This is a genomic window from Mesorhizobium ciceri WSM4083 (genome assembly GCF_000519305.1).
In the GTDB taxonomy this organism is placed as follows: Bacteria; Pseudomonadota; Alphaproteobacteria; order Rhizobiales; family Rhizobiaceae; genus Mesorhizobium; species Mesorhizobium ciceri_B.
This window is the reverse complement of the sequence record NZ_JAFG01000015.1, coordinates 22,801-47,795: the sequence shown is the minus strand read 5'-3', so window position 1 is coordinate 47,795 and position 24,995 is coordinate 22,801. Positions and strand designations below refer to the sequence as shown.

Annotated in this window: 21 protein-coding genes; 13 read left to right on the top strand and 8 right to left on the bottom strand. The window is 63.5% G+C overall.

Annotated elements, in window-relative coordinates; all coding sequences use genetic code 11:
* Nucleotides 1-202: 202 nt before the first annotated feature.
* The gene (locus MESCI2_RS0123110) at nucleotides 203-1,735 is read left to right on the top strand and encodes a DHA2 family efflux MFS transporter permease subunit (RefSeq protein WP_027038638.1); all 1,533 of its coding nucleotides are present in this window, start codon (nucleotides 203-205) and stop codon (nucleotides 1,733-1,735) included.
* A gap of 2 nt (nucleotides 1,736-1,737) precedes the next feature.
* On the opposite strand, the gene MESCI2_RS0123105 is transcribed toward MESCI2_RS0123110, so the two are convergent.
* Both MESCI2_RS0123105 and MESCI2_RS0123100 read right to left on the bottom strand, forming a co-directional pair.
* Nucleotides 1,738-2,247 (bottom strand): CAP domain-containing protein, encoded by a 510-nt coding sequence (locus MESCI2_RS0123105; RefSeq protein WP_032901228.1) that lies wholly within the window; start codon nucleotides 2,245-2,247, stop codon nucleotides 1,738-1,740.
* A 71-nt stretch (nucleotides 2,248-2,318) separates the two neighbouring features.
* Nucleotides 2,319-2,681, bottom strand: coding sequence for a winged helix-turn-helix transcriptional regulator (locus MESCI2_RS0123100; protein ID WP_027038636.1), 363 nt, complete (start codon nucleotides 2,679-2,681; stop codon nucleotides 2,319-2,321).
* Nucleotides 2,682-2,787: 106 nt separating this feature from the next.
* On the opposite strand from MESCI2_RS0123100, the gene MESCI2_RS0123095 reads away from it, so the two are divergent.
* Nucleotides 2,788-3,504 carry a glutathione S-transferase family protein gene (locus MESCI2_RS0123095; protein WP_027038635.1) on the top strand — a complete coding sequence of 239 codons (717 nt, stop codon included), beginning with the start codon at nucleotides 2,788-2,790 and terminating at the stop codon, nucleotides 3,502-3,504.
* A 136-nt stretch (nucleotides 3,505-3,640) separates the two neighbouring features.
* On the opposite strand, the gene MESCI2_RS0123090 is transcribed toward MESCI2_RS0123095, so the two are convergent.
* The gene (locus MESCI2_RS0123090; protein ID WP_027038634.1) at nucleotides 3,641-4,864 is read right to left on the bottom strand and encodes a TadE/TadG family type IV pilus assembly protein; all 1,224 of its coding nucleotides are present in this window, start codon (nucleotides 4,862-4,864) and stop codon (nucleotides 3,641-3,643) included.
* Nucleotides 4,865-5,163: 299 nt separating this feature from the next.
* Here MESCI2_RS0123090 and MESCI2_RS0123085 point away from each other — a divergent pair, with 299 nt between their 5' ends.
* The gene (locus tag MESCI2_RS0123085) at nucleotides 5,164-5,988 is read left to right on the top strand and encodes a DUF2189 domain-containing protein (RefSeq protein WP_027038633.1); all 825 of its coding nucleotides are present in this window, start codon (nucleotides 5,164-5,166) and stop codon (nucleotides 5,986-5,988) included.
* Nucleotides 5,989-5,998: 10 nt separating this feature from the next.
* Here MESCI2_RS0123085 and MESCI2_RS0123080 read toward each other — a convergent pair whose 3' ends face one another.
* Nucleotides 5,999-6,631, bottom strand: coding sequence for a LysE family translocator (locus tag MESCI2_RS0123080; protein ID WP_027038632.1), 633 nt, complete (start codon nucleotides 6,629-6,631; stop codon nucleotides 5,999-6,001).
* A gap of 129 nt (nucleotides 6,632-6,760) precedes the next feature.
* The gene (locus tag MESCI2_RS0123075; RefSeq protein WP_027038631.1) at nucleotides 6,761-8,746 is read right to left on the bottom strand and encodes a TadE/TadG family type IV pilus assembly protein; all 1,986 of its coding nucleotides are present in this window, start codon (nucleotides 8,744-8,746) and stop codon (nucleotides 6,761-6,763) included.
* Between the two features lie 229 nt (nucleotides 8,747-8,975).
* Here MESCI2_RS0123075 and MESCI2_RS0123070 point away from each other — a divergent pair, with 229 nt between their 5' ends.
* Together MESCI2_RS0123070 and MESCI2_RS0123065 are read left to right on the top strand one after the other, a co-directional pair.
* On the top strand, nucleotides 8,976-9,836 hold the full coding sequence (locus MESCI2_RS0123070; protein ID WP_027038630.1) for a TIGR01459 family HAD-type hydrolase: 861 nt from the start codon (nucleotides 8,976-8,978) through the stop codon (nucleotides 9,834-9,836).
* A 6-nt stretch (nucleotides 9,837-9,842) separates the two neighbouring features.
* Nucleotides 9,843-10,823 (top strand): bifunctional riboflavin kinase/FAD synthetase, encoded by a 981-nt coding sequence (locus tag MESCI2_RS0123065; protein WP_027038629.1) that lies wholly within the window; start codon nucleotides 9,843-9,845, stop codon nucleotides 10,821-10,823.
* Between the two features lie 17 nt (nucleotides 10,824-10,840).
* Here MESCI2_RS0123065 and MESCI2_RS0123060 read toward each other — a convergent pair whose 3' ends face one another.
* Nucleotides 10,841-11,395: an HdeD family acid-resistance protein gene (locus MESCI2_RS0123060; RefSeq protein ID WP_027038628.1), complete on the bottom strand. Its 555-nt coding sequence runs from the start codon at nucleotides 11,393-11,395 to the stop codon at nucleotides 10,841-10,843.
* A 194-nt stretch (nucleotides 11,396-11,589) separates the two neighbouring features.
* On the opposite strand from MESCI2_RS0123060, the gene MESCI2_RS0123055 reads away from it, so the two are divergent.
* From MESCI2_RS0123055 to MESCI2_RS0123045, 3 genes are all read left to right on the top strand, one after another.
* Nucleotides 11,590-12,396: a MipA/OmpV family protein gene (locus MESCI2_RS0123055; RefSeq protein WP_027038627.1), complete on the top strand. Its 807-nt coding sequence runs from the start codon at nucleotides 11,590-11,592 to the stop codon at nucleotides 12,394-12,396.
* A gap of 233 nt (nucleotides 12,397-12,629) precedes the next feature.
* A complete protein-coding gene (gene ileS, locus MESCI2_RS0123050) occupies nucleotides 12,630-15,593 on the top strand; it encodes an isoleucine--tRNA ligase (protein WP_027038626.1) in 2,964 nt (987 codons plus the stop codon).
* Nucleotides 15,594-15,791: 198 nt separating this feature from the next.
* Nucleotides 15,792-16,463: a hypothetical protein gene (locus MESCI2_RS0123045; RefSeq protein ID WP_027038625.1), complete on the top strand. Its 672-nt coding sequence runs from the start codon at nucleotides 15,792-15,794 to the stop codon at nucleotides 16,461-16,463.
* Nucleotides 16,464-16,499: 36 nt separating this feature from the next.
* Here MESCI2_RS0123045 and MESCI2_RS0123040 read toward each other — a convergent pair whose 3' ends face one another.
* Nucleotides 16,500-16,949: a nucleoside deaminase gene (locus MESCI2_RS0123040; protein ID WP_027038624.1), complete on the bottom strand. Its 450-nt coding sequence runs from the start codon at nucleotides 16,947-16,949 to the stop codon at nucleotides 16,500-16,502.
* Nucleotides 16,950-17,230: 281 nt separating this feature from the next.
* Between MESCI2_RS0123040 and MESCI2_RS0123030 the strand changes: the two genes are divergently transcribed.
* The 5 genes from MESCI2_RS0123030 (at nucleotide 17,231) to MESCI2_RS0123010 (ending at nucleotide 23,890) form a co-directional block, all read left to right on the top strand.
* On the top strand, nucleotides 17,231-19,429 hold the full coding sequence (locus tag MESCI2_RS0123030) for a pseudouridine synthase (RefSeq protein WP_027038622.1): 2,199 nt from the start codon (nucleotides 17,231-17,233) through the stop codon (nucleotides 19,427-19,429).
* On the top strand, nucleotides 19,426-19,980 hold the full coding sequence (rsmD, locus tag MESCI2_RS0123025) for a 16S rRNA (guanine(966)-N(2))-methyltransferase RsmD (RefSeq protein WP_024504838.1): 555 nt from the start codon (nucleotides 19,426-19,428) through the stop codon (nucleotides 19,978-19,980). The genes MESCI2_RS0123030 and rsmD overlap by 4 nt, the downstream gene beginning before the upstream one ends.
* Nucleotides 19,981-20,119: 139 nt before the next feature.
* Complete coding sequence (locus tag MESCI2_RS0123020) at nucleotides 20,120-21,508, top strand: M16 family metallopeptidase (protein ID WP_027038621.1); 1,389 nt, start codon at nucleotides 20,120-20,122, stop codon at nucleotides 21,506-21,508.
* An 88-nt stretch (nucleotides 21,509-21,596) separates the two neighbouring features.
* Complete coding sequence (locus MESCI2_RS0123015) at nucleotides 21,597-23,024, top strand: M16 family metallopeptidase (protein ID WP_027038620.1); 1,428 nt, start codon at nucleotides 21,597-21,599, stop codon at nucleotides 23,022-23,024.
* Entirely contained in the window at nucleotides 23,021-23,890 is an 870-nt protein-coding gene (locus MESCI2_RS0123010; protein ID WP_027038619.1) for a patatin-like phospholipase family protein, read from the top strand. Before MESCI2_RS0123015 ends, MESCI2_RS0123010 begins: the two co-directional genes overlap by 4 nt.
* A 41-nt stretch (nucleotides 23,891-23,931) precedes the next feature.
* Here the strand turns inward: MESCI2_RS0123010 and MESCI2_RS0123005 are convergent, their stop codons facing one another.
* Nucleotides 23,932-24,471 carry a dihydrofolate reductase family protein gene (locus MESCI2_RS0123005; RefSeq protein WP_027038618.1) on the bottom strand — a complete coding sequence of 180 codons (540 nt, stop codon included), beginning with the start codon at nucleotides 24,469-24,471 and terminating at the stop codon, nucleotides 23,932-23,934.
* Nucleotides 24,472-24,995: the final 524 nt, after the last annotated feature.

Genomic DNA, 24,995 nt, shown 5'->3' with positions numbered 1-24,995 from the left:
CGGCGAAAGCTGAAATCTCCGACGCGGACCCGTCGGTCCTCATGTTTCCGGGCGGCAGGCATCCGCTCATCAGAGACTTTCAGTCGATGTAACCCCCACATCGACGATCGCGTCCCACCGCGACGAGGGTCTCTCAACGGAAGGCGTTGCCGCCCGGAAACCCCTTGTACACGTTTTTGTTACCTGCTGGAAGTTCCACGCCATGAGCACGCCCGAACCCTTCAAAGAAGTGCCGCATCGCGGCCTGATCACGGTCGCGCTCATGCTGGCGACGGTCATGCAGGCGCTCGACACGACGATCGCCAACGTCGCGCTGCCGACCATGACCGGCGATCTCGGCGCCTCGCCGGACAACATCAACTGGGTGCTGACCTCCTACATCGTTGCCGCCGCCATCATGACGCCGGTCACCGGCTGGCTGGCCGATCGCTTCGGCCGCAAGGAACTGTTCCTGACGGCGGTGGTCGGCTTCACCATATTCTCAATGCTGTGCGGCGTCGCCTGGAGCCTGGAGAGCATAGTGTTCTTCCGGCTGATGCAAGGCGTGTTCGGCGCGGCGATCGTGCCTCTGTCGCAGACCTTCCTGCTCGACATCAACCCCAGGGAACGCCATGGCCAGGCGATGGCCATCTGGGGCGCCGGCATCATGCTGGGGCCGATTCTGGGCCCGACGCTGGGTGGCTGGCTGACCGAGAATTTCAACTGGCGCTGGGTGTTCTTCATCAACCTGCCGGTCGGCATCGTCGCCTTTCTCGGCATGGCCGCCTACTTACCGGCCGTTGCCCGGCGCGTGCGCGGCTTCGATTTCTTCGGCTTCGCCATGATATCGCTCGGCGTCGGCGCGCTTCAGCTGCTGCTCGACCGCGGCGGCGAGGTCGACTGGTTTTCCTCGGTCGAGATCTGGATCGAACTTGGTCTTTCGCTCACCGGCTTCTGGGTGTTCATCATTCACACGATGACGGCCGAACACCCCTTCATCGATCCCAAGATCTTCCTCGACCGCAATTTCGTGACCGGGCTGGCGTTCATCTTCGTCATGGGTGTGCTCATCCTGGCCTCGATGTCGCTGCTGCCGCCAATGCTGTCGACCATCTTCGGCTATCCGACGGTCACCATCGGCGTCGTTATAGGGCCACGCGGTGTCGGCACGATGATTTCGATGCTGGTCGTCGGGCGGCTCATGAGCAAGATCGACGCCCGAATCCTGGTCGTCATCGGCTTCCTCCTGACCGCGCAGTCGCTCTACACCATGTCCAGCTTCACGCCGCAGATGGACAACTGGCTGATCATCAGCTCCGGCGTCATCCAGGGTCTGGGCATGGGAATGGTGTTCGTGCCGCTGTCGACCGTCGCCTTCGCCACGCTTGACGTGCGCTTCCGCACCGATGCCACGGCCCTGTTCAGCCTTGTGCGCAATCTTGGCTCGTCCATCGGCGTGTCGGTCGTGACGGTTCTGATGGTGCGCAACACGCAGGTCAATCACGCCGAGCTTTCGGCCTTCATCAACCCGTTCAACCCGAACCTGTGGGCGGTCTCTCCAGCCGCCGCGAGCGGCGATCCGACGGCGCTTTCGCAGGTCGATCGCATGGTCAATCTCCAGGCGATGATGATTTCCTACGTCAATGACTTCAAAATACTCATGGTCATGACGCTGCTTGCCATCCCGTTTGTTTTCCTGCTGCGCAAGCCCAAGCAGGCGCCTGCCGGCGGCGCGCCGGCAGCGCATATGGATTAGCGCTATTTCCCGAGCACCAGGCTCCAGTAACGGAGCTTGCTGTCGCTGCCGTCGCGCACATAGGCAAGGCCGAAGCGGGTGAAGCGCGGGTCGAGCATGTTGCGGCGATGGCCTGGTGAATGCACCCAGATGTCGAACAGTTTCTCGAGGTCGAAACGACCCTCGGCGATGTTCTCCGCCGCGGCGCCGGAAATTCGATTGTCCTTGACGCGCGAGGCGAAATCCTTGCCCCAGCCGGTGGTGTGGCTCATGCGGCGGCGCTGCGCCATGTAGCCGGCCTGCTGCAGGGCAGCCTGTTCGAGCTGCCGGTCGGGGACCAGCGGCGCAAGCCCGGCCGAGGCGCGGATGCTGGCCAGCGTGCTGGTGGCGGAGGAAGAGACCCCGGCGCCTTCGCCGGTCGGCAGTGAAACGGTGCTGCAGGCGGCGAGGCCCGTCAGGGCCGCGAGGCCGGTCAGCACCATGCGCCTGTTCAGATTCGGGATCGGGTGGTTTTCGGTTTTCGCAATGGTCATGCCCACCTGAGATAGTGGCGATCATGGCTTTTGCCGGGCAGGGCGGCGAAAAACTCGGTCTAACCGGCGCTTTAGGCGGCGGTGTCGAGATTTACGTCCGAAGTCGGGGATCGGCCCGTTCGGTCGTCTTCGGTCCGTTCCCACCACGAGCCCAGCGCGTCGATGAGTGGAACAAGCCTGCGGCCCGGCGCGGTAAGATCGTAGTCAACCCGCAGCGGATAGCCCGAGCGGGCCGTTCGGCGCACGATGCCGGCTTCTTCCAGCTTGCGCAGTTCCAGCGTCAGGATGCGATGCGACACCGTCGGGTTGTCACGTCTCAGGTCGCTGAACCGCTTGGTCCCGTCCTTCAGATAATAAAGCAGCAGCGTGGGCCAGCGGCCGCTGAGCACGCGCATGGTCTCTTCGATCGGGCAGCGTGAGACGACGTCTTTCATGGGCGGATCCTGGTTACAGAATTGTGCGTAATTTACATGGGACGACCAGCGTTTAGGGTCAAGTTTCGCTGCGCGGCGTGATCCTCTCAACCACGGAAGAAAACAAATGGAACCTATCCTGCTTTATGGCTTCCCGGCGGGAAGCTCGATGGGGCTTGTCGCTGCCTTTGAACGCGTCGGGCAACCCTATCGCCTGTGCCGCGTCGACATGCTCACCGAGATGAAAAACGATGCCTATGCCAGCATCAACGACCGTCAGGAAACGCCGGTGCTGATCACCGACGAAGGCCGGGTGCTCACCGAGACAATGGCCATCGCCTCGTGGCTCGAAGCCCGCGACACACAGCGCCGCATCAGCTTCGAACCGCGCACGCCGCAAGCCGACCGCATGCACCAGCTGATGGCCTTCGTGAACACCGGTTTCACCGCCGCCTTCAGCCCGCTCTGGGTGGCATTGGAAATGGCGGCGGATGAACCGGCGCTGAAGGCGACCTTGCGGGAGTTCGGCCGCAAGGTCGTTGCGGAACGTCATGATCGGCTCGAGGCGATGATCGCCGACACGGATTTCCTGGTCGGCGACCGGCTGACGCTGGCCGATATCACGCTGATCGGCGTGGCGCGCTGGGCGGAATTTCACCAGGCGATCGACGGCGCTGCCTATCCCAAGCTGGCCGGATTGCGCCTTCGCATCGAATCCGATCCGGCCGTGCGTTATGCGCTGGCTGTCGAGGATGGCGAACAGCCCGCCGGTTCTGGCGCCTGCCTTGGCCACGTCCCCCTGACTGAGGTGATCGATCACTTCGCGGCGGCGGCGAAATCGTAGCGATACTCTGTTTTCAACCAGGATGTGCCTTTGTGAGAGGCGCTGATCTGCCGGAGTGCGGTCGCCGCCGCACTCCGGCATTGTTAAAGGGGACCGCCATTTTTCTCAACGCTACCGCTTGGGCCGCCTGTCGTTCTCATTTCACCAGAGTGATCATCCGATCGGCGTACATTGTGCGATTTCCAAGCGCCGCCGCGCAGTCCGACTTGACGGACGAGTTTCCGGTCATCTGAATCGTATTGCCGACAAGCCTGAGACAGTCGCCCTGGGCGCTCATATCAGAGTTGCCGGCGTAGGAAATGGGCGCGTCCGGCGCGTAGATGAAACCGCTGAGCACGGAATTTGCGCCGCCATTCAATGTCAGAGCAGACGTGTTGCCGTGATCCTGGAAAATGGTGATGCCAGCATAAGGGCCGCTGGTGGGCGGGGAAAGGTTCACCTTCTCATTGGCATTTATGTAGATCTCAGCACTTTCCATGAGGAATATGGTCACGCCCTGGCCAGCCAGGCTGCCGTTCCCCCCTGGCTTTATGGTGGTGCCGCGCATGATGTAGACGCCCGGATCAAGCGTGATGTCCCCCGACAATGTCTTGTCGCAATAAGTGCCGGGCGACAGCGTATAGGTTTTGCCGTTCGGGACAGGCAAACACAATGTGTAAGGGGGAGGAACGACGTCGGCCAATGGATCAAAGGACGCGTACCTATGTTCGTGCGGCGTTCCGCAGGCGAGACTGGCGCTGGGTGGCAACAGTCCGCTGGTGCCGCCGACGGTTGAGACACAGCCGGCTGAAACCAGTGCGGAGCCACCCCTGTTGACGGAATCGGACGCGTCCGAGTTCGCCGCGATCAGGCAATTGTCCATCGAGACGTTGGTCGAGCCCTGGAGGTTCACGGCGGCGGACGCATGCGGATCGAGCGCCAGCACGCAGGCCTGCGCGCCAGGTTTTATCTTGACCGAGGCCGAGCGGGAGGCCTGCCAGGGGGCCGAGGCGCTGATGAAGCTTGGGCGGCTTATGCTGGACGACAGCGAGATAAAGTAGGCGCTTGGGCTGCCGCTTGCCGTTGCCGCGAAAGCGGAGACGCTGCCCAAATATTCCTGCTGGTCGGCCACGCTCATATTGGCGGCGAAGAATTGCAGCCCAAGCTCCTGGACATCGCCGGCCGCCATATCGGGAGAGAACTTCGTGCCGATGGCGAGCCCCGCCGCGTCCAGCGAGTTCTGCAGTTGCGAGGCGTCATGGCTCGTGCCGATCAGATCAACGGCGCCGGCCAAACCAATCATTATCGGCAGCATCGCGATGGCGGTCGTCATGGCAAAGTTGCCGTGCTCCGAAGACCAGAAGCCTCTCAATGCGAACATAGTTCCTCGCCGAACCTCGTAAAGCTCAGGTGATACGCCAGAGATCCCTACGAGTAATTAAGTAAATGCTAAAATACGTAAATGCTAAAATGCAGAACAATGATTGGCTAAAACGAAAGACTGCCGAGGCACGCCATATGAGAGGCCATACGGAGAGTTGAACACTACGAGGAGTTGCGCCCCAGGCAATTGACGCGGCGACAATCGCCGCCAACTCTGCTATCATGCCTCTTGATCTTGAAGTGGCAGCTCTGGCGGCCATCCAGGCGGTGACCGCCCCGACACACGGGAGGAAGGTTATGGCCGGCTTTCATGTCATGGCGGACGCACGTGGAACGCATGTGCAGCCAACGGTGCGCCGCATCACCACGTCGGACCTTTGGGATGCGCTGCGCCTCGGATTCGAGGATTTCTGGGCAAAACCATCGCACTACGTGTTCCTGTGCCTGATCTATCCCATCGTCGGCCTGATCCTGACGCAGTGGACGTCCGGCGCCAATGCCATCCAGCTCATTTATCCCCTGATGTCGGGTTTCGCGCTGGTCGGGCCGTTTGCGGCGCTCGGCCTTTACGAGATCAGCCGCCGGCGCGAACTCGGCATGAACACCTCCTGGCGGCACGCGTTCGAGGTGCGGCGCTCGTCGGCTGTCCCGTCGATCGCCGTCATCGGCATCATGCTGGTGGCGCTGTTCCTGTTGTGGCTCTACACCGCGCAATCGATCTACACCGGCCTGTTCGGCGACCAGCCGCCGGCCTCGATCGGTGGTTTCATCCGCGACGTGCTGACCACCAGCAAGGGCTGGACGCTGATCCTTGCCGGCAATGCCGCGGGCTTTGTCTTCGCCGTAATCGTGCTGGCCACCACCGTGGTTACCTTCCCGCTGCTGCTCGACCGTGACGTCGGCGCCGTTTCGGCGATCGAGACCTCGGCCAGGGCGGTGATGGCCAACCCGCTGCAAATGGCGCTGTGGGGCTTGCTGGTCGCCGTGCTTCTGGTGATCGGTTCGATCCCGCTGTTTGCCGGGCTCGCCGTCGTCATGCCGGTGCTCGGCCATGCCACCTGGCATCTCTACCGCAAGGTGGTCGAGCCCGAGCGGGCACAGCAGATAAGGCGGCCGATGTAGATCAGCACCCTCAGCGCTGCGCGTCTGTCGCCATCTTCAGTGCGAGGGCCGCCAGCACGGTGCCCATCATCCAGCGCTGGATGACCAGCCACAAGGGCCGTCCGGCGAGAAAGCTGGCGATCGAGCCGGCCGTCACCGCGATGACGGCATTGACGCTGAGGCTGATCGAGATCTGCGTCGCGCCGAGCACCAGAAGCTGCGACAGGACGTGGCCTTTGCCGGGGCTGATGAACTGCGGCAACAGCGACAGATAGAGCACGGCCACCTTCGGATTGAGCAGATTGGTCATCAGGCCCATGGCGAACAGCTTGCGCGGCCGGTCCCTCGGCAATTCGCGCACTTCGAACGGCGAGCGTCCGCCCGGCTTCACCGCCTGCCAGGCCAGCCACAGCAGATAGAGCACGCCGGCAAAGCGCAGCGCGTCATAGGCGTAGGGCACGGCGAGCAGCAGCGCGGTGATGCCGAATGCCGCCGCCAGCACATAGAAGACAAAGCCGAGTGCCACGCCGCCAAGCGAAATGAGCCCCGCCTTCGGCCCCTGCGACAGGGAACGCGAGATCAAATAGATCATGTTGGGGCCAGGCGTCAGCACCATGCCGAGGCAGACCAGCGCGAAGGCGAGATGATTGGCTGTTTCGGGCATCTGTTCTTCCCCAGCGCGCCGCGAATGGACGCGCGATCCGGCAGGCGGCCAAGATGTGCCTGTCCCGGCAGGCGCGCGCAAGTGCATGGCGGCGCCAGCCGTTGTTCCAGCTTAGCCGGTGCCTACGGATCAGCCGACGATGCGCAGGTTCGACAGTTCGTTGCCGATTTCCTTGAAATCGTTCGACAAGCTGGCGCCGGTGGCGTTCCAGAACAGTTTTGCCGGCTTGCTCGCGTCCGTCGGATCCTTGCGGAAGCGCGAGTTCGACGAGCAGGATTTCAGCGCCTCGATCGCCTGTTGGTCGGCGATTTTGGTCGTCGACAGATCGAGCGCCACAGTCATCACCATGATTTTGGCTGCCTTGGCGTTGTTGCAAAGCGTCGCCATCTGCTCGTTGAGCGCGTTGGTATAGTTGCCGTTGGAATAATCGAATTGGCCAATGGTGCTCGATGTGCCCATGAACAGGCGGCCCACCGACGTGCCGTTGTAGCCGGGTTTGAGATAGCCGAAGGACGCATAGGTCGACTTCGAATCGGCGGGGTCGGAATAGCCGAGCGAGGAAGGCGTGTAGTAGGTGTTGGCGCCGTCGGTCAGCACGATGACAACCTTGTCGTTGCCTCTCTCGGTTTCCAGGCGGCCTTGCGTGAAGGGCTCGCCGCTCGAAACCACCCGCCATCCCCAGGCCATGCCTTCGGGAACATTGGTGCCGCCATCGGGCTGCATCAGGTCGATCGCGGCCTTGATCGCGGTGAGCCCAGTGGCAACGCTGACATCGGTCAGTGGCGTGATCGGGTTGGTGGAGCAGCTGTAGTTTGGCCCGTTGCCAGCGGCCAGCGCCGGCGCATTGATCGGCCGCGGCTGGAAATATTTGGCCACGTTGCGCAACCGGGATTGGCCGGTGCTGCTTGTCGGGTCGTCATTCCACCAGCTGTTCACGGCGCCGTAGGCCGTCGGCGTTGCTTCATCGGGGTCCTGGGTGAGCCTCCAATGGTTGCCGGGTTCGTCGGGGGCGAACATCGGCACGAACATCGTCGCCGGATCGCCAACCCCTATGCCGGTGTTCGCCGAGCCGCCGGACGGCGCCGCGTCGTTGACATTATAGGGATAGGGCCTGGCCTCGACGCAGCCCTGCCAACTGGCGAATGGACCATAGGAATCGATGTAGTCGTATTCGTCATGGCTTCGTTTGCAGGTGTTGTTCGAGTTGTATTCGTCGCAAACCACGCGCTTGCTGTTGGTGACACGCTCATGGTTGGTGACGACCTTCATGTCCCGGTAGAGCGAAAACCGGGTCAGCATCTGGCCTTCGTCGGTACCCCATCCGGTGCCGCGCTTGTACCAGATGCCGTTGGTCTGCTGGGCATATTTGTCGGCTGCGTTCAGCGTCGACCAGTCGAAATTCTCGTTCGATACCGGTGACAGGCCTTCGGTATCCATCCAGGACGCGTTACCATTGCCGGGTCCGACATTGACCGAGGCGGCAAACGGCACGAGGCCGAACTGCACCGGCCTGTCGACCTGCTTGATCATCGCCGCCTGCTGGGCCAGCGTGTCGACCAGCTGTTTGGCCGCGGTCTTGAGAAGGTCGATGCGCGTTTGCCCGGAGCCCGTTCCGGTCTTGGTCATCGACCCGGAATTGTCGAGCGCCAGAGCGACTTCAAGAGTGTTCTTCAGCCGCACTTCCGAGGTGACATTGAAGCTGATCTTCTGGTTGGCGTCGGTTTCGGATTTGCCGACGAGCTGGCCGAAGACCGGGTAGAAGTAGGGTTTGTAGTCAAGCCGCGCGCTCATCTTGAGCAAGCCGCCTCCGGTGGTGTTGCTAGGCAAGGTGACGGTGAGCGTCGTGTTGGCGGGGTTGATCTTGTTGAGGTTGGCATTGAAGAAGTCGAGCGCATAGGCTCTCAACTGATCGTCGGTGGCACCCTCCGTCAGCCGGCGCGCCGTGGCGAAGTTTGCGGCATCGAGCGCATTCGAAACCGCCTGTTTTTCGCGGCTCATCTCGGTGAAATCGACGGCTATCGCCAGGGCGCCCATGAGCGGAACCATCGCGACGACGGTCATAAGAGCATAGTTGCCGCGTTGGTCGCGGCAGAACTGACGCCAAAGTCCATACATGTCTTGCAGCGGCCCCCGCCGGCGGATTCTCGATTGATGCCAGCTTTCCACAAAACGCTGAAGGCCGCGTTTGGGAAATCGCTCTATTGCCGGGGCAGCGCTTCACCAACCGCTAACCAATCGTGCCTGGCGAAAGCTGGTGACAGGCCGGGGCGGTTCGGCTAATCCGAACCGGCTGCGGCGAACCGTCGGTCGCGGCGTCGCAACGATCACGACTGAAGGAAACGGCATGGCGAATTCGCCTGAAATCATCGGCTCGCTCGAAGACGTGTCGAAGGCCTATTCGGCAATCCTGTGCGACGTCTGGGGCGTGGTCCATAATGGCGAGACGCATTTCCCGATGGCGGCCTCCGCATTGGCAAGGGCTCGAGAGGCGAAAATCCCCGTCGTCCTGATCACCAATTCGCCGCGCAGAAGTGCCGATGTCATGGCGCAGATGAACGCGATCGGTGTTCCACCGTCAGCCTACGACCGGGTGGTTACCTCAGGCGACGTGACCCGGGATCTGATCGCCGAAGGGCCGCGCAGGATTTTCCATATCGGCGCCGACCGGGACCTCACCCTCTATGAAGGTCTCGATATCGAGCTTGTCGAGGAGTTCGAAGCATCCGGCGTCGTCTGCACCGGCCTGTTCGACGACGAGGTCGAGAAGCCCGAGGATTACACGGAGCTCCTGCGGCGGCTGCGCGCCCGGAACCTGCCTTTCATCTGCGCAAATCCCGACATCGTGGTCGAGCGCGGCGAACGCATCATCTGGTGTGCCGGCGCGCTGGCGCGTGACTATGCCCAGCTCGGCGGCCGCACATTGATCGCTGGAAAACCATACGCGCCGATCTACAATCTCGCGATGAAGGAGGTCGCCGAGATTCTTGGCCGGCCGGTCGAGCGCGGCCAGGTGCTGGCCATCGGCGATGGCATGATGACCGATGTGAAGGGCGCCGCCGACAATGGCTTCGATGTTCTTTATGTCTCCGGCGGTATCCATGCCCGCGACTATGGCGATGCCCTGCAACCGGACCCGGCAAGATTGGCGGCGTTCCTGGAAAAGCATGGCTATGGTCCGGTGGCCGTCATTCCCAGACTTCGGTAGGTGACGATGGCAGCCTTCCAGCGCATCCTGGCAACCGCGCCGCTTCCCGCAGACCTGCGCGGCGGCGTGGTGGCGATCGGCAATTTCGATGGCGTCCATCGCGGCCATCAGGCGGTGCTCGAGCGCGCCTCCGCCGAGGCCGGACGGCGCGGCGCACCGGCCATGGTGCTGACATTCGAACCGCATCCGCGCAAGATCTTCAGGCCTGATATCCCGTTGTTCGTGCTGACGCCGCCGCCGATGAAGGCGCGGCTCCTGTCGCTGCTGGGCTTTGCCGCGCTGGTCGAACAGCCGTTCACGCGCGACTTCGCCTCGCTGTCGGCGGAAGCGTTCGTGACGGATGTGCTGGAAACGAACCTTGGCATTACCCACGCCGTGACCGGGTTCGATTTCCACTTCGGCAAGGATCGTCAAGGCGGCCCGGCCTACCTGATGGCGGCAGGCGAGCGTCACGGCTTCGGCGTCACGCTCGTCGACGCCTTCCGGGACGAGGGCGCCGAGGTGGTGTCGTCCAGCCGCATCCGCGGATTGCTGGGCGAGGGCGAAGTGGCCGAAGCCGCCGGTCTGCTCGGCTACCGCTTCACCGTCGAAAGCGAAGTGGTCGGCGGACAGCAGCTTGGCCGCACCCTTGGCTTTCCAACCGCGAATATGAGGCTGTCGGCTGAAGCCGCACTCAAGGAGGGCATCTATGCCGTCCGCTTCCGCCGCGCCGACGGCACGCTTCACGACGGCGTCGCCAGCTTCGGCCGTCGCCCGACCGTCAATGACAATGGCACGCCGCTGCTGGAAACCTTCGTCTTCGACTTCTCCGAAGACCTCTATGGCGAGGTCTGTCAGGTTTCCTTCTTCGGTTTCCTGCGCCCGGAGGTGAAGTTCGATGGGCTCGACGCGCTGGTCGCGCAGATGAAACGCGATGAAGCCGAGGCACGCGCGCTGCTCGCCGGCGTCAGGCCGCTCTCCGAGCTCGACGCGGCCATGGCTTTTTGAGCCAGGCGTGATGCCGGCTACTTCTTCAATGCCAGGCCGACGGCGATGAAGGTCCAGCCCTGGAAGATCAGGTCGATCGCCAGGAACAGCCCGAGCACCCACAGGCTGTTGACCGGCCAGCCCATCGCGATGATCAGGCCTGCAAGCGCGCTGATGGCACCGGCAGCGACGATCCAGCCCCAGCCGCGTTCCGGCCGATGGCTGTAGCCGACCCAGGCCCTGAGCACCCCTGACGCGACCAGCGCGATCGCCAGCAGGAATGTCAGCACCGCCGAGGCCAGCAACGGATTGCCGAAAGCGAAGAAGCCGGCAACGGCGTAAAGCAGTCCGCTGAGCAGCCAATAGAAGAAGCGGCTCCAGGTCTTGACGCCGAACGCGTGCACGATCTCGATTATGCCCGCCATCAGCATCAGCCATCCCACGACGTAGACGGAAGCCACTGTGGCGACGAACAGATTGGCGAAGGCAATGCCGCCGAAAATGAGCAGCAGCACACCGAGCGCGACAAACCATCCCCATTTTGTCCGTGTCTGTTCGAGCGCGATTTTCAAGGCGTCGCCATGCAGGGTCATTGTCGCGGTCTCCATCGAGGGCTGCGGAATACTGCGAATGGAAGGTAATCCGGGCGCGTGCCAACGTCCAGTCGATGACTGGCAGCGGGACCGCTGCAAAGCGCGAGCGTATGTCTCGGGTTTAAATCAAATTTTACCAAACGGCCGTCAAAGCTGTCATCGGTAATCGTGTGTGTCGTGTTAATGGAGTGGCCATGAGTCCGGTCGGAAGAATCTCTCTGGTGTTGGCCGCTGCGGTGCTGGGCGGAGCGGGCACTGCCCATGCGGGCGAGGGCAGCTGGCTGTCCGGCGACTGGTATCTGACCGTTGGCGCCACCGGCATGGTGGCGCCGAATTTCGAGGGCGGCAAGAAGTACCTGCTCAGCGCTTCGCCGATCATTTCGCTGGGCAAGGCCGGACCGGCGGCCCGCTTTGTCTCGCGCAACGACAACATCTCGCTGGCGCTGGTCGACGATGGCGGTGTCCGCGCCGGCCTGACCGGCAAGTTCCTGTTTTCCCGCGACGATGACAACGCCGATGAGCTGAAGGGCCTCGATCCGGTGCGCTGGGGCGGGGAAGTCGGCGGCTTCTTCGAATTCTATCCGACCGACTGGCTGCGCGCCCGCGCCGAGTTGCGCCACGGCATTCGCGCTCACAACGGCTTTGTCGCCGACATCGCCGCCGATGCCTTTTACGACGTGACGCCGACCGTCAGGATTTCGGGCGGCCCGCGTGTTTCCTTCGCCTCAGGCAATTATTTCGACGCCTATTATGGCGTCAACGCGCAGGAAGCGGTGGCGTCGGGCTTGAGCGAATACCATCCCGGTGGTGGGCTGAAATCGACCGGCCTCGGCGGCGCCATAACCTGGAAGGTGACCGAGCCGATGACCGCCAGCCTGTTTGGCGAATATTCGCGCCTGATGGGACCGGCGGCCGATTCCAGCCTGGTCAAGGAGCGCGGCGACCGCAACCAGTTCACGGTCGGCGTGTCGACCACCTACCGCTTCGATTTCACGATGTAGGTGAATCGAACGAGACGCTTTATTCCTGCCGTGGCTTCGGCTAAAAGCCTAGCCATGACCAGCTTTTCGCGCCTTTTCGCGATCGCGATACGAATTACAGGCCCGGTGTTCCGGGTGGCCTGAGCGCCGCCGGAGCCGCCGGGAGTTTCTGCGCGCCTCCTCGCGCTTTTTCCATAACATGATAGTTCACGCCCGAGCTTGTACGCCCGCCGGGCAATGCAAATGGCAGACCAATGACCGATACAACTGAAACGATCGATTATTCCAAGACGCTTTACCTGCCGCAGACGGATTTCCCGATGCGCGCCGGCTTGCCGGAGAAGGAGCCGCTGCTGGTCAAGCGCTGGCAGGACATGGATCTCTACCGCAAGCTGCGCGAGAGCGCTGCCGGCCGCACGAAATACGTGCTGCATGACGGTCCGCCCTACGCCAACGGCAACATCCATATCGGCCATGCGCTGAACAAGATCCTCAAGGACGTCATCACCCGCTCGTTCCAGATGCGCGGCTACGACTCGAACTATGTGCCCGGCTGGGACTGCCACGGCCTGCCGATCGAATGGAAGATCGAGGAGCAGTACCGCGCCAAGGGCAAGAACAAGGACGAGGTGCCGGTCAACGAATTCCGCAAGGAATGCCGTGAGTTCGCCGCGGGTTGGATCACGGTGCAGGGCGCTGAGTTCCAGCGCCTCGGCGTCATCGGCGACTTCGAGAATCCCTATACGACGATGGCCTTCCATGCCGAGTCGCGCATCGCCGGCGAGCTGTTGAAGTTCGCCATGTCGGGCCAGCTCTATCGCGGCTCCAAGCCGGTGATGTGGAGCGTCGTCGAGCGCACGGCGCTGGCCGAGGCCGAGATCGAGTACCACGACTATGAGAGCGACACGATCTGGGCGAAGTTCCCGGTTGCCAGCCTGGTTCGCCCCATCGACGATGGCCAGACCAAGCTGACCGAGGGCGCGCTCGATCTGCTGCAGGCTCATGTCGTCATCTGGACGACGACGCCGTGGACGATCCCCGGCAACCGCGCCGTCAACTATTCGCCGCGCATCAACTATGGCCTCTATGAGGTCACGGCAGCCGAGAACGCATTCGGCCCGCAGCCGGGTGAAAAACTGATCTTTGCCGATGCGCTGGCCGAAGATTCCTCGGCCAAAGCCAAGGTCACCTTGAATCGTCTCCGCAGTGTTTCGGCGCAAGAGCTTGGAAGCCTTACGCTTTCGCATCCGCTCAAGGATTTTTGCGGCGGCTACGACTTTGCCGTTCCGATGCTCGCCGGCGACCATGTCACCGACGATGCCGGCACCGGCTTCGTCCACACCGCGCCCGGCCACGGCCGCGAGGACTTTGACGCCTGGATGGATGCGGCGGCGGATCTGCGCGCACGTGGCATCGATCCCGCCATCCCGTTCACCGTCGACGATGGCGGCTTCTTCACCAAGGACGCGCCGGGTTTCGGCCCTGACCGGGAGGGTGGACCGGCACGCGTCATCGACGACAACGGCAAGAAGGGCAACGCCAACCAGGCCGTCATCGACGAGCTGATCAAGCGCAACGCGCTGTTCGCGCGTGGCCGGCTGAAGCACAGCTATCCTCACTCCTGGCGGTCCAAGAAACCGATCATCTTCCGCAACACGCCGCAATGGTTCGTCTATATGGACAAGGACCTCGGCGATGGCTCGACACTGCGCAGCCGGGCGCTGAAGGCCATCGACGACACCCGCTTCGTGCCCGCCGCCGGCCAGAACCGCATCCGCGCCATGATCGAGGAGCGCCCGGACTGGGTGCTGTCGCGCCAGCGCGCCTGGGGCGTGCCGATCGCTGTCTTCGCCGATGCCGACGGCAATGTGTTGAAGGACGAAGCGGTCAACCAGCGCATCATGGATGCCTTCGAGCAGGAGGGCGCCGACGCCTGGTTCGCGGCTGATGCCAAGGAACGTTTCCTTGGCAATCACGACGCCTCCAAATGGAAGCAGGTGATGGACATCCTCGACGTCTGGTTCGATTCGGGCTCGACGCACGCCTTCACGCTGGAGGATCGTCCTGATCTGAAATGGCCGGCCGACGTCTATCTCGAAGGTTCCGACCAGCATCGCGGCTGGTTCCATTCGTCGCTGCTGGAGAGCTGCGGCACCAGGGGCAGGGCGCCTTACGACACCGTCGTCACCCATGGTTTCACCATGGACGAGGATGGCCGCAAGATGTCGAAGTCGCTGGGCAACACCGTGGTGCCGCAGGACGTCATCAAGCAGTCGGGCGCCGATATCCTGCGTCTGTGGGTGGTGACGACCGACTACTGGGAGGACCAGCGGCTCGGCAAGAACGTGCTGCAGACCAACATCGACGCCTACCGCAAGCTGCGCAACACCATCCGCTGGATGCTGGGCACGCTCGCCCATGACGATGGCGAAGAGGTGCCGCTGGAGAAGATGCCGGAGCTGGAGCGGCTGATGCTGCACCGGCTATCCGAGCTCGATGAAATCGTGCGCTCGGGCTACGACGCCTTCGAGTTCAAGCGCATCACCCGCATGCTGCTCGATTTCATGGTGGTCGAGCTGTCGGCGTTCTATTTCGACATCCGCAAGGACGCGCTCTACTGCGACGCGCCGTCGAGCCTGAAGCGCAAGGCTTCGGTGCAGGTGGTGCGCCATCTCTTCGATTGCCTGGTGAAATGGCTGGCGCCGATGCTGCCTTTCACCATGGAGGAGGCCTGGCTCGATCGTCATCCCGACGCTGTCTCGGTGCATCTCGACCAGTTCCCTCAAATCCCGGCGGACTGGAAGAACGAGGCGCTGGCGGAAAAGTGGCGCCAGGTGCGGCAGGTGCGGCGCGTCGTCACCGGCGCGCTGGAGATCGCGCGCGCCCAGAAGGTGATCGGATCATCGCTGGAAGCGGTGCCGGTCGTCACCATCAACGACGCCGCGCTCGAAGCGGCGATTTCAGATGTCGACATGGCCGAGATGGCGATCACCAGCGATCTGGTCATCGCTCATGGGCAAGCACCCGCGGGTGCCTTCACGCTTGACGACGTCAAGGGCGTTGCCGTGGTGGTCGAAAAGGCCTGGGATCGCGGCCTGGTGAAATGCGCACGCTCCTGGCGCTACACCGCCGATGTCGGCCAGGATCCGGAATTCCCGGATGTTTCGGCCAGGGATGCGGCGGTGCTGCATGAATTGAAGGCGCTTGGCCGGCTTTGACGGCCGGATCGGTGCACAAATGCCACGCCGGGCGGGCGAAAACCGCCCGCGCGTTGCCCTTAACGAGTGGTTGAGGTAAACACGCGAAACTCCGGAAGACAAATTGTCGCCGGATTTCCGTCGCAAGTGCTTGGACGATGGGGACCGGCCAGAAGGCTGGTGGCAATCGAGAGGCTGTCTAGAGTGGGACTTTTTGGCATGACCGAGAGATATAATGCGCGCTTGGCGCTGCTGGCGCCGCTTGTCGCGTCGGGCCTCGCTTTGTCGGGCTGCATGGGCTCTCCGACCTACGGCACCGACAAGACCGCCAGTGAACAGCTGGCCGGCGATATTTCGGGCGCCTTTTCATTCGCGCCGAAGCGCAAGGAACAGATCGACTACAAGCCGCGTCCGACGCTCGTGAAGCCGGCGCCAGGCCAGAGGGAAGCGCTGCCGGCCCCGCAGGACAGCATCGAGACGGCGAGCGCCGAATGGCCCGAATCGCCCGAGCAGCGCCGCGCCCGCTTGCGGGCCGACGCCACCGCCCATCAGAACGACCCGGCCTATCAGTCTGAGATCGTCGACGACGTGCAGACGGACCCGGCCTCGGTGAAGAAGGCGATGGCGGAGTCAGGCTCGAGCCACCCGCCGGCATGGACACCGGCCGATTCCGACAAGGGCCGTGCCGCCGAGATCCAGCGTCGCCTCGCCGATAGCAAGCAGGGCGATCCGAACACCCGCAAATATCTGAGCGAGCCTCCAGTGCAGTATCGTGTCGCGGCCGGCACCGCGCCGCAGAACGAGCTTGGCGAGGACGAGTACAAGAAGGAACGCCGCCTCAAGAAGGAGGCGGAAGGCAAGAAGGGCAGCGGCTGGTTCGACTGGCTGTAAGAACGCCATATTGTGTCGCCGGGCGTTGCGCCCGGTTCAGCCGCGCCGCTCCCGAAAAAATCCTTTGAGCAGCAGGGCTGCTTCGGTCTCGCCCATGCCCGGATAGATGTCGGGCGCGTGGTGGCAGGTCGGTGAGGCGAAAAAACGTACGCCATTGACCACGGCACCGCCCTTGTCGTCGGCGGCGCCGAAATAAAGCCGGCGCAGCCGGGCGAAGGAAATGGCGCCGGCGCACATGGCGCAAGGTTCCAGCGTCACATAGAGATCATGGCCGGTCAGCCGCTCGGCCGACAGTTTGCGGCAAGCTTCGCGGATGACCAGCATCTCGGCATGCGCGGTCGGGTCGGCAAGTTCGCGTGTGCGGTTGCCGGCGCTGGCGACAACACCAACGCCATTGGCGATGACGGCGCCGACCGGCACTTCGCCTCGCAAGGCGGCAGCCTCTGCCTCCTTCAGCGCCAGCGCCATGAAATCGGGCCGCTTCACGCGATTTCCACTCCGATTATCTCCTCGCCACCTGACGGAGCAAGTTCGTTTCGAATGAACCGTACTTGTTCCAGGCTTTTGATTTTCGTTTGTCTTTTTGGAAAAACCGGTCTCCACTTTTCCCTGACAAACTCCAGTGATCCTGTTATTGAGCGCAGGACCTCGAAAATCGGGACTCGGTTTTCGAAAATGATCATGCGCCACATCAAAAGTGCTACAGCGTTCGTTGCGCGCCCGAAAGGATGCGCCACGCTGTAGCAGCGCAAACGGATAAAGGCCACATGGACGACAACGACAAGAAATTCCGACCCAGGAAGGGTCCGGCCAGGAGTGGGCCGAAAGCCGCGGGACCGCGCAGCCGTGATGGCGCCGCGGGCAAGGGCGGCAAGCCGTCCTTTGGCGCCAAGAAACCTTACGCACCGCGTGGCGATCGGCCGATGGCTGCCGATGGCGAGCGGCCGAAGCGCGATTTCAAGGGCGGGGACAAGCCTTTCAGCAAAGGCCCGCGTCCCGAAGGCAAGCCTTTTGAGAAGCGCGAAGGGCCGCGCAAGCCCTACGCACCGCGCGGCGACCGCCCGGTGGCCGCCGAGGGTGAGCGCAAACCGTATGAGAAGCGCGAAGGAACACGCAAGCCCTATGCGCCACGTGGCGACCGCCCGGTGGCCGCCGAAGGCGAGCGCAAGCTCTATGAGAAGCGCGAAGGACCACGCAAGCCCTACGCACCGCGTGGCGACCGGCCGATGGCCGCCGAAGGCGAGCGCAAGCCATATGAAAAGCGCGAAGGACCGCGCAAGCCCTACGCACCGCGCGGCGACCGCCCGGTGGCCGCGGAAGGCGAGCGCAAGCCCTATGAAAAGCGCGAAGGGCCGCGCAAACCCTATGCGCCGCGCGGCGACCGCCCGGTGGCGGCGGCAGCGGGCGGCGAAAAGCGTTTCGACCGTCCCAAGCGTGATTTCAGCGACCGCGCGCCGCGCGACGTCGGCGATCGGCCGAAGCGTGACTTCGCCGACCGCCCCAAGCGTGACTTCAGCGATCGCCCGAAGCGGGATTTCAACGATCGGCCGCAAGGCGCGTCAGGCGGCAGCTTCAAGCCACGCCCGCGTCCCGCCGAGGGCGCGGAAGAGGCAGGCGAGCGCATCGCCAAGCGGCTGGCCCGCGCCGGCCTGGCCTCGCGCCGCGATGCCGAGGAACTGATCGCCGCCGGCCGCGTCAAGGTCAATGGCCGCGCCCTGACCTCGCCGGCCTTCAACGTGATGCCTGATGACATCATCCATCTCGACGGCATGGAAATCCCGCCGATCGAGCGCACCCGGCTGTTCCTGTTCCACAAGCCGGCCGGCGTCGTCACCACCAACCGCGATCCCGAGGGCCGCAAGACCGTCTTCGACGTGCTGCCGGCTGAATTGCCGCGGCTGATGACCATCGGCCGGCTCGACATCAACACCGAAGGCCTGCTGCTGCTCACCAATGATGGCGGCCTGTCGCGCGTGCTCGAACTGCCGGCCACCGGCTGGCTGCGCCGTTACCGCGTGCGCGTCCACGGCAAGGTCGAGGAAAGCGCGCTTGCCGGCCTGCGTGAAGGCATTGCCGTCGACGGCGTGTTCTACGGTGCCATCGAAGCGACGCTCGACCGTGAGCAAGGCACCAATGCCTGGCTGACGATCGGCTTGCGCGAGGGCAAGAACCGCGAAGTCCGGAATATCCTGGGCTCGCTCGGCCTCGACGTGACGCGGCTGATCCGTATCTCCTACGGGCCGTTCCAGCTCGATGACCTCGCCGAGGGCCATGTGCTGGAGATCAAGGGCAGGGTGTTGCGCGACCAGCTTGGCGAGCGCCTGGTCGAGGAATCCGGCGCCAATTTCGACGCCGATGTCACCAAGCCATTTTCCAACAAGCCGGTGCGGCGCACGGAAGTTCGCGAGCCGGAGCCGGAGCGGCCGAAATTCACCCGCGACGGTGAGCGCCGCCCGATCGGCGAGGGCGGTTTGATCAAGAACCGCAAGCGCCGCGAAGGCAGCCGCGACGAGGCTCTGGGCAAACTGTCGACAAGTCCCGACAGAAGCGCGGAGAAGAGTTTTGGCGAACGCGCCCCGCGTCCCGAACGCAGCTTTGGCGACAAACCCCGCGGCAATTTCGGCGACAAACCGCGCGGTGGCTTCGGCGACAAGCCGCGTGGTGCTTTTGGCGGCAAGCCGGGCGGCGGGAAAAAGTCCGAGCGCGAGCAGCGGCCGATCGAGCCGCCCGGCCAGCGCAAGGCCAATGTCTGGATGGCACCGGGCGCGCGGCCGATCGGCAAGGGCAGGGCCGATGCAGACGCAGCCAAGGCCGCTGAAGCAAAGGCGCGAAAGGCATCGTTCAAGCCGACCTATGGCAAGCCCGCCGGTGCAAAACCGTTCGGCAAGCCGAGAGGCGAACGTCCGGGCGGGGCCGGCGGCGGTGAACGTTCGCGCAATGGTCCCCGAGGCCCCAAAGCGAGATGAGGATCGTCGGCGGTGAGTTTCGCGGGCGTCCGCTGGCGACGCCGCGCTCGAGCGCCATCCGTCCGACGACCGATCGCACCCGCGAGGCGGTCTTCAACGTGCTGGCGCATCGCTTTGCCGAGCAATTGGACGGTGCGCGCGTGCTCGACCTGTTCGCCGGCACCGGTGCGCTGGGGCTTGAGGCGCTGTCGCGCGGTGCCTCCTACGGCGTCTTCATCGAGGAATCGGCCGAAGGCCGTGGCCTGATCCGCGACAATGTCGAGGCATTCGGGCTGACCGGCCGCACCAAGATCTTCCGCCGCGATGCCACCGGCCTTGGCGAGGCCGGCACGCTGGCGCCGTTCGGCCTCGTCTTTGCCGACCCGCCCTATGGCAAGGGCCTTGGCGAGCGCGCCTTGCAGTCGGCGAAAGCCGGCGGCTGGCTTCGCCCCGGCGCGCTGTGCGTGGTCGAAGAGGCCGCGGTGGCTTCCTTCGAGCCAGGCCCCGGCTTTTCGGTGCTGGACGAACGCAACTATGGCGAGACCGTCATCCGCTTTATCGAGGCGGCCTGATACGCCGTCGCGATTGGCGGTTCCTCTCCCCCGCTTCACGGGGGCGAGGAACCGAGCACCGCCTCTAAAATGACCAACAATTAACTTTGCTTGTCGCCAGTACCTTGCCTATCGTCTGCAGACAGAACCGGAGCCGTTGATGACATCCAGGATTGAATGGCTGCGCGGAACGCTGTTGGCGTCCTCTTTGGCTTTTGTCATGACCAGCCCGGTGCTGGCCGAGAGCCCCGTCTTGCCCAACACGGTTCCGGCCGAGTTCAAGGTCACGGATTTCCTGCTCGACAACGGCATGGAGGTGGTCGTCATTCCCGACCACCGTGCGCCGATCGTCACCCACATGGTCTGGTACAAGATCGGCAGCGCCGACGAGCCGCCCGGCAAATCCGGCATTGCGCATTTCTTCGAACATCTGATGTTCAAGGCGACGACCAACCATGCGGCGGGCGAATTCGACCGCGCCATCTCCGATATCGGCGGCTCCAACAACGCCTTCACCTCCTACGACTACACCGCCTTCCACGAGACGGTGGCGCCGTCGGCGCTCGAGCTGATGATGAGTTTCGAGGCTGATCGCATGCGCAATCTCATTCTCACCGACGATGTCATCAAGACCGAGCGCGATGTCATCCTCGAGGAGCGCCGCTCTCGCATCGACAACAGCCCCGAGGCCGTGCTGGACGAGGAGGTCGATGCGACGCTGTGGCAAAACCAGCCCTATCGCATCCCGGTCATCGGCTGGATGCAGGAGATGCAGCAGCTGAACCGCGCCGACGCTGTCGCCTTCTACGACAAATACTATCGGCCCAACAACGCGGTGCTGATCGTCGCCGGCGATGTCGAACCGGACACGGTGCGGGCGCTGGCCGAAAAGACCTATGGCAAGGTGGCGCGCGGCCCCGATCTGCCGCCGCGCATCCGCCCGGTCGAGCCGGAGCAGAACACCAAGCGCACGGTGACGCTCGCCGATGCCCGCGTCAGCGTGCCGAGCTTTTCCACCCAATGGGTGGTGCCGTCCTATCACACGGGCAAGCCGGGCGAGGCGGAAGCGCTCGACCTCTTGGCGGAGATTCTCGGCGGCGGCAATCGCAGCCGGCTCTACCAGGCGCTCGTCGTCCAGCAAGGTATCGCATCCAGCGCCGGCGCCTTTTTCCAGGGCACCATGCTCGACGACACCAACTTCACCGTCTATGGCGCGCCGCGCGGCGATGCCAAGATTTCCGACGTCGAAGCGGCGGTCGACGCCGAAGTGGTGCGCATCGTCAAGGATGGCGTCACGCCATCGGAACTGGAAAAGGCCAAGGACCGCTATGTCAGGTCGATGATCTTTGCCCGCGACAAGCAGGATTCCATGGCCAACATCTACGGCTCGACGCTGGCCACCGGCGGCAATGTGCAGGACGTCCAGCAGTGGACGGACCGCATCCGCAAGGTCACCGCAGACGAGGTCAAGGCCGTCGCCGCGCGCTATCTGATGCTCGCCCGGTCGACGACCGGCTATCTCTTGCCGCAGCAACAGGCGGGGAATTGATTTGATGACGAGATTGAGCCCCATGCATGCCGGCGCGCCCTTGCCTTCTCCCCTTGTGGGAGAAGGTGGCCTCGCGAAGCGAGGTCGGATGAGGGGTGTTCCAGCTTGGCGCCGACGGCGCTCTGTCACCCACCCCTCGACCGTCTCGGCGCTGCGCGCCGATCCACCTTCTCCCACAAGGGGAGAAGGAAGAGCGCGCGCCGCACTCACCACCCTCTTCCTCTCCATCCTCTTCCTCATCCTGCCGGCACTCACCGCGCGGGCCATGGACATCCAGTCCGTCACCTCGCCAAAAGGCATCACCGCCTGGCTGGTCGAGGACTATTCCGTGCCGGTCGTTGCCATCCGCTTCGTCTTCGGCGGCGGCTCGACGCAGGATCCCGTCGGCAAAGAGGGCCTGGCCAATCTGATGACCGGCCTGTTCGACGAAGGCGCCGGCCCGCTCGACAGTGAAGACTTCCAGATCAAGCTCGACGATGCCGGCGCCGAGATGAGCTTCGACGAAAGCCGCGACGGCATCTACGGCTCCATGCGCATGCTGGCCGAGCAGCGTGACCAGGCGTTCGACCTGTTGCGGCTGGCGGTCAACGAGCCGCGCTTCGACCAGCTGCCGATCGACCGCATCCGCTCCCAGATACTGTCCGGCATCATCGCCGGCGAAAACGATCCCGACACGGTGGCGCAGAACAAATGGGCGCGGGCGCTTTATGGCGACCATCCTTATTCCCGCTCCGACCAGGGCACCAAGGAAAGCATCGCCACCATCACGCCGACCGATCTGAAAGCCTTGCACAAAGCGGTGTTCGCCCGCGGCGGCCTGCGTGTCGCCGTCGTCGGCGCCATCGACGCGGAGACGCTGAAGAAGAAGCTCGACATGGTGTTCGGCGACCTGCCGCAAAACCAGGCGCTGAGGCCCGTGGCCGATATCGACCCCAAGCTGGCGCAGCATATCGAGGTCGATTACGATCTGCCGCAGACCTCGCTGCAGCTCGCTTTTCCCGGCGTGAAGCGCAAGGCGGCGGATTTCTTCCCCGCCGTGCTGATGAACGAGATCCTCGGCGGCGGCACCTTCACCTCGCGCCTGTTCCAGGAGGTGCGCGAGAAGCGCGGGCTGGCCTACAGCGTCAACTCCTCGCTGATCAACCAGGACCACGCCAGCGCACTGATCGTCAGCACCGGCACCCGGTCCGACCGCGCGGCCGAGACGCTGGGCATCGTCCGCGATGTCGTCAAGCGACTGGCCGAAGAAGGCCCGACCGAAGCGGAACTGGCGGCGACCAAGAAATACATGATCGGCGCCTACGCCATCAACAATCTGGACTCGTCCAGCGCCATCGCCGCGACACTGGTCGAACTGCAGCTCGACGATCTCGGCATCGACTACATGCAGCGCCGCGCCGGCTACATCAACGCGGTGACGCTCGACCAGGTCAAGGCGGCGGCGAAGAAGCTGCTGACCGCCGAGCCGACCATCATGGTCATCGGCCCGAAACTGGCCGGAGCCGGCAAGGGATGAGCCCAACCTTCGGCATCGCCTTCGGCGGCGGCGGCGCGCGTGGGCTGGCGCATATCCATGTCATCGAGGCGCTGGACGAACTGGGCATCAAGCCGGTGGCCATAGCCGGCTCGTCGATCGGCGCCATCATGGGCGCCGGCATGGCATCGGGCATGACCGGCAAGGACATCCACGACTATGCCCGCTCGATCCTTAGCCGCCGCGCCGAAGTCGCGAGCCGCATGTGGCGGGCGCGGCCGGGCACCATCGCCGAAGCCATGCAGAATGGCATCCGCGTCAGCCAGTTCAATGTCGAGCGCATCCTGAAGGCCTTTTTGCCCGAGGCCATCCCCGAAACCTTCGCCGAGCTGAAAATCCCGCTGAAGGTCACGGCGACCGACTATTTCGGCCACAAGCTGGCCGTCTTCGAGGATGGCGACCTGCATTCGGCGCTGGCAGCGTCAGCGGCTATTCCAGCCGTGTTCCGGCCGGTGATGCGCGACGGCAGGCTGCTGATCGACGGCGGCATCTACAACCCCGTGCCTTTCGACCTGATCGAGAACGACGCCGACATCATCATCGGCGTCGACGTGGTCGGCGCGCCGGAAGAGGCCGACCGCAAACAGCCGACCTCCGTCGACCTGATGTTCGGCGCCACCCAACTGATGATGCAGTCGATCATCGCCAACAAGCTGAAACAATGCCGCCCCGACATCCTGGTCCGCCCGGCAGTGTCGAGATACCGCGTCCTCGATTTCCTGAAGATCGACGCGCTGATGAACGAGACGGTGGATATCAAGGACGAACTGAAGCGGCAGGTGGAGAAGGTGGTTGAGGCGAGGAATAGCGCCGCCATCAAGGGGAGACGGGGGAAGCAGGTCGGGTGAGGATGCATCTTCCCCATTCGATCTGAAAGGCTCCAACCGATTTACGACTTTGCCACCGGCGCATACTCCAGCGCCACAACGCCGTTGCTGAACGGCGTGGCCGAAATCAGTTCGAGCGGTAGCGACTGGCCGGCTGGGAACAGCGGTTTGCCCTGGCCGACGGCGCCGGGATAGCTGAGCAGCCTGACGCGATCGACCAGGCTGTGGCGCAGCAATTCCTGCGCGACGCTGAGGCTGCCATGCACATAGATGTTGCCGCCGCTGCCTTGCTTCAGCGTCCTGACCGCTTCCGGCAGAGGCCCTTTCAGCAATTCGGCCGGCTTCCAGTCGAGCGCCTTCAGGCTGGCCGAAGCGACATGTTTCGGCAGCGCGTTGAACCGGTCGGCAAAATCTCCGGTTTCCGTTGGCCAGGAGCCGGCAAAGATCTCATAGGTCGTGCGCCCCAAAAGCATGGCGCCGCTATCGGCAAGCTCGTCTTCCTTGAACCTGTTCATCTCATCATTCCAGGTCACGCTGGGTAGCTTCTCGACCTCGGCAATGCCATCGACGCTGATGAATTCGGTGACGATGAGTTTTGGCATGGCGCTCTCCTTCTTCGCTCAGAGGACGGATTGCGCGGGCGCTTTGCGACAGGCCTCGTGAAAAATATCGCAAGCGCTTTGTCGTTTTCGGTAGTGCTCGAGACACGCATTGACCTCAGCCGGCCTGACGGCGCCCACCCCGACATTGTGATCCGCCCGGGGGTGTTGAAGTACCGCGTGCTCGATTCCCCAAGATCGACGCTCTGATGAACGAGACGGTGGATATTAAGGACGAGCTGAAGCGGCAGGTGAGAAGGTGCTGGAGGCGAGGGCGGGAAGGGGAAACGACGGAAGCGGGTGACTGGGTTAGGGTGGTGGCGTGCCGCTGATGCGTGACGCCTACACCGCTTGCCGAACCGGTTTAAGCGAGCAAAATTCAAGCTATGGAACGGTCGCATTTGACCCGAGTTCACGGACGAATGGCGGCTAAGCGCCCTCATACTGGTCGTTCAGATTTATCTTGGCTGCCGCCTAAACGAAGATATCCATGATGCCGACTAGCCAGCGCTGCGAAATGACATGTC

Bases quoted from the DNA above. Each gene is read 5' to 3' on its own strand.
- MESCI2_RS0123100 (WP_027038636.1), bottom strand. From the start codon at position 2,681: ATGAAAGACGTCGTCTCACGCTGCCCGATCGAAGAGACCATGCGCGTG.
- MESCI2_RS0123080 (WP_027038632.1), bottom strand. From the start codon at position 6,631: ATGCCCGAAACAGCCAATCATCTCGCCTTCGCGCTGGTCTGCCTCGGC.
- MESCI2_RS0123075 (WP_027038631.1), bottom strand. From the start codon at position 8,746: ATGTATGGACTTTGGCGTCAGTTCTGCCGCGACCAACGCGGCAACTAT.
- MESCI2_RS0123090 (WP_027038634.1), bottom strand. From the start codon at position 4,864: ATGTTCGCATTGAGAGGCTTCTGGTCTTCGGAGCACGGCAACTTTGCC.
- MESCI2_RS0123010 (WP_027038619.1), top strand. From the start codon at position 23,021: ATGAGCCCAACCTTCGGCATCGCCTTCGGCGGCGGCGGCGCGCGTGGG.
- MESCI2_RS0123085 (WP_027038633.1), top strand. From the start codon at position 5,164: ATGGCCGGCTTTCATGTCATGGCGGACGCACGTGGAACGCATGTGCAG.
- ileS (WP_027038626.1), top strand. From the start codon at position 12,630: ATGACCGATACAACTGAAACGATCGATTATTCCAAGACGCTTTACCTG.
- MESCI2_RS0123045 (WP_027038625.1), top strand. From the start codon at position 15,792: ATGACCGAGAGATATAATGCGCGCTTGGCGCTGCTGGCGCCGCTTGTC.
- MESCI2_RS0123105 (WP_032901228.1), bottom strand. From the start codon at position 2,247: ATGACCATTGCGAAAACCGAAAACCACCCGATCCCGAATCTGAACAGG.
- MESCI2_RS0123005 (WP_027038618.1), bottom strand. From the start codon at position 24,471: ATGCCAAAACTCATCGTCACCGAATTCATCAGCGTCGATGGCATTGCC.
- MESCI2_RS0123030 (WP_027038622.1), top strand. From the start codon at position 17,231: ATGGACGACAACGACAAGAAATTCCGACCCAGGAAGGGTCCGGCCAGG.
- MESCI2_RS0123055 (WP_027038627.1), top strand. From the start codon at position 11,590: ATGAGTCCGGTCGGAAGAATCTCTCTGGTGTTGGCCGCTGCGGTGCTG.
- rsmD (WP_024504838.1), top strand. From the start codon at position 19,426: ATGAGGATCGTCGGCGGTGAGTTTCGCGGGCGTCCGCTGGCGACGCCG.
- MESCI2_RS0123070 (WP_027038630.1), top strand. From the start codon at position 8,976: ATGGCGAATTCGCCTGAAATCATCGGCTCGCTCGAAGACGTGTCGAAG.
- MESCI2_RS0123060 (WP_027038628.1), bottom strand. From the start codon at position 11,395: ATGACCCTGCATGGCGACGCCTTGAAAATCGCGCTCGAACAGACACGG.
- MESCI2_RS0123065 (WP_027038629.1), top strand. From the start codon at position 9,843: ATGGCAGCCTTCCAGCGCATCCTGGCAACCGCGCCGCTTCCCGCAGAC.
- MESCI2_RS0123020 (WP_027038621.1), top strand. From the start codon at position 20,120: ATGACATCCAGGATTGAATGGCTGCGCGGAACGCTGTTGGCGTCCTCT.
- MESCI2_RS0123095 (WP_027038635.1), top strand. From the start codon at position 2,788: ATGGAACCTATCCTGCTTTATGGCTTCCCGGCGGGAAGCTCGATGGGG.
- MESCI2_RS0123015 (WP_027038620.1), top strand. From the start codon at position 21,597: ATGAGGGGTGTTCCAGCTTGGCGCCGACGGCGCTCTGTCACCCACCCC.
- MESCI2_RS0123110 (WP_027038638.1), top strand. From the start codon at position 203: ATGAGCACGCCCGAACCCTTCAAAGAAGTGCCGCATCGCGGCCTGATC.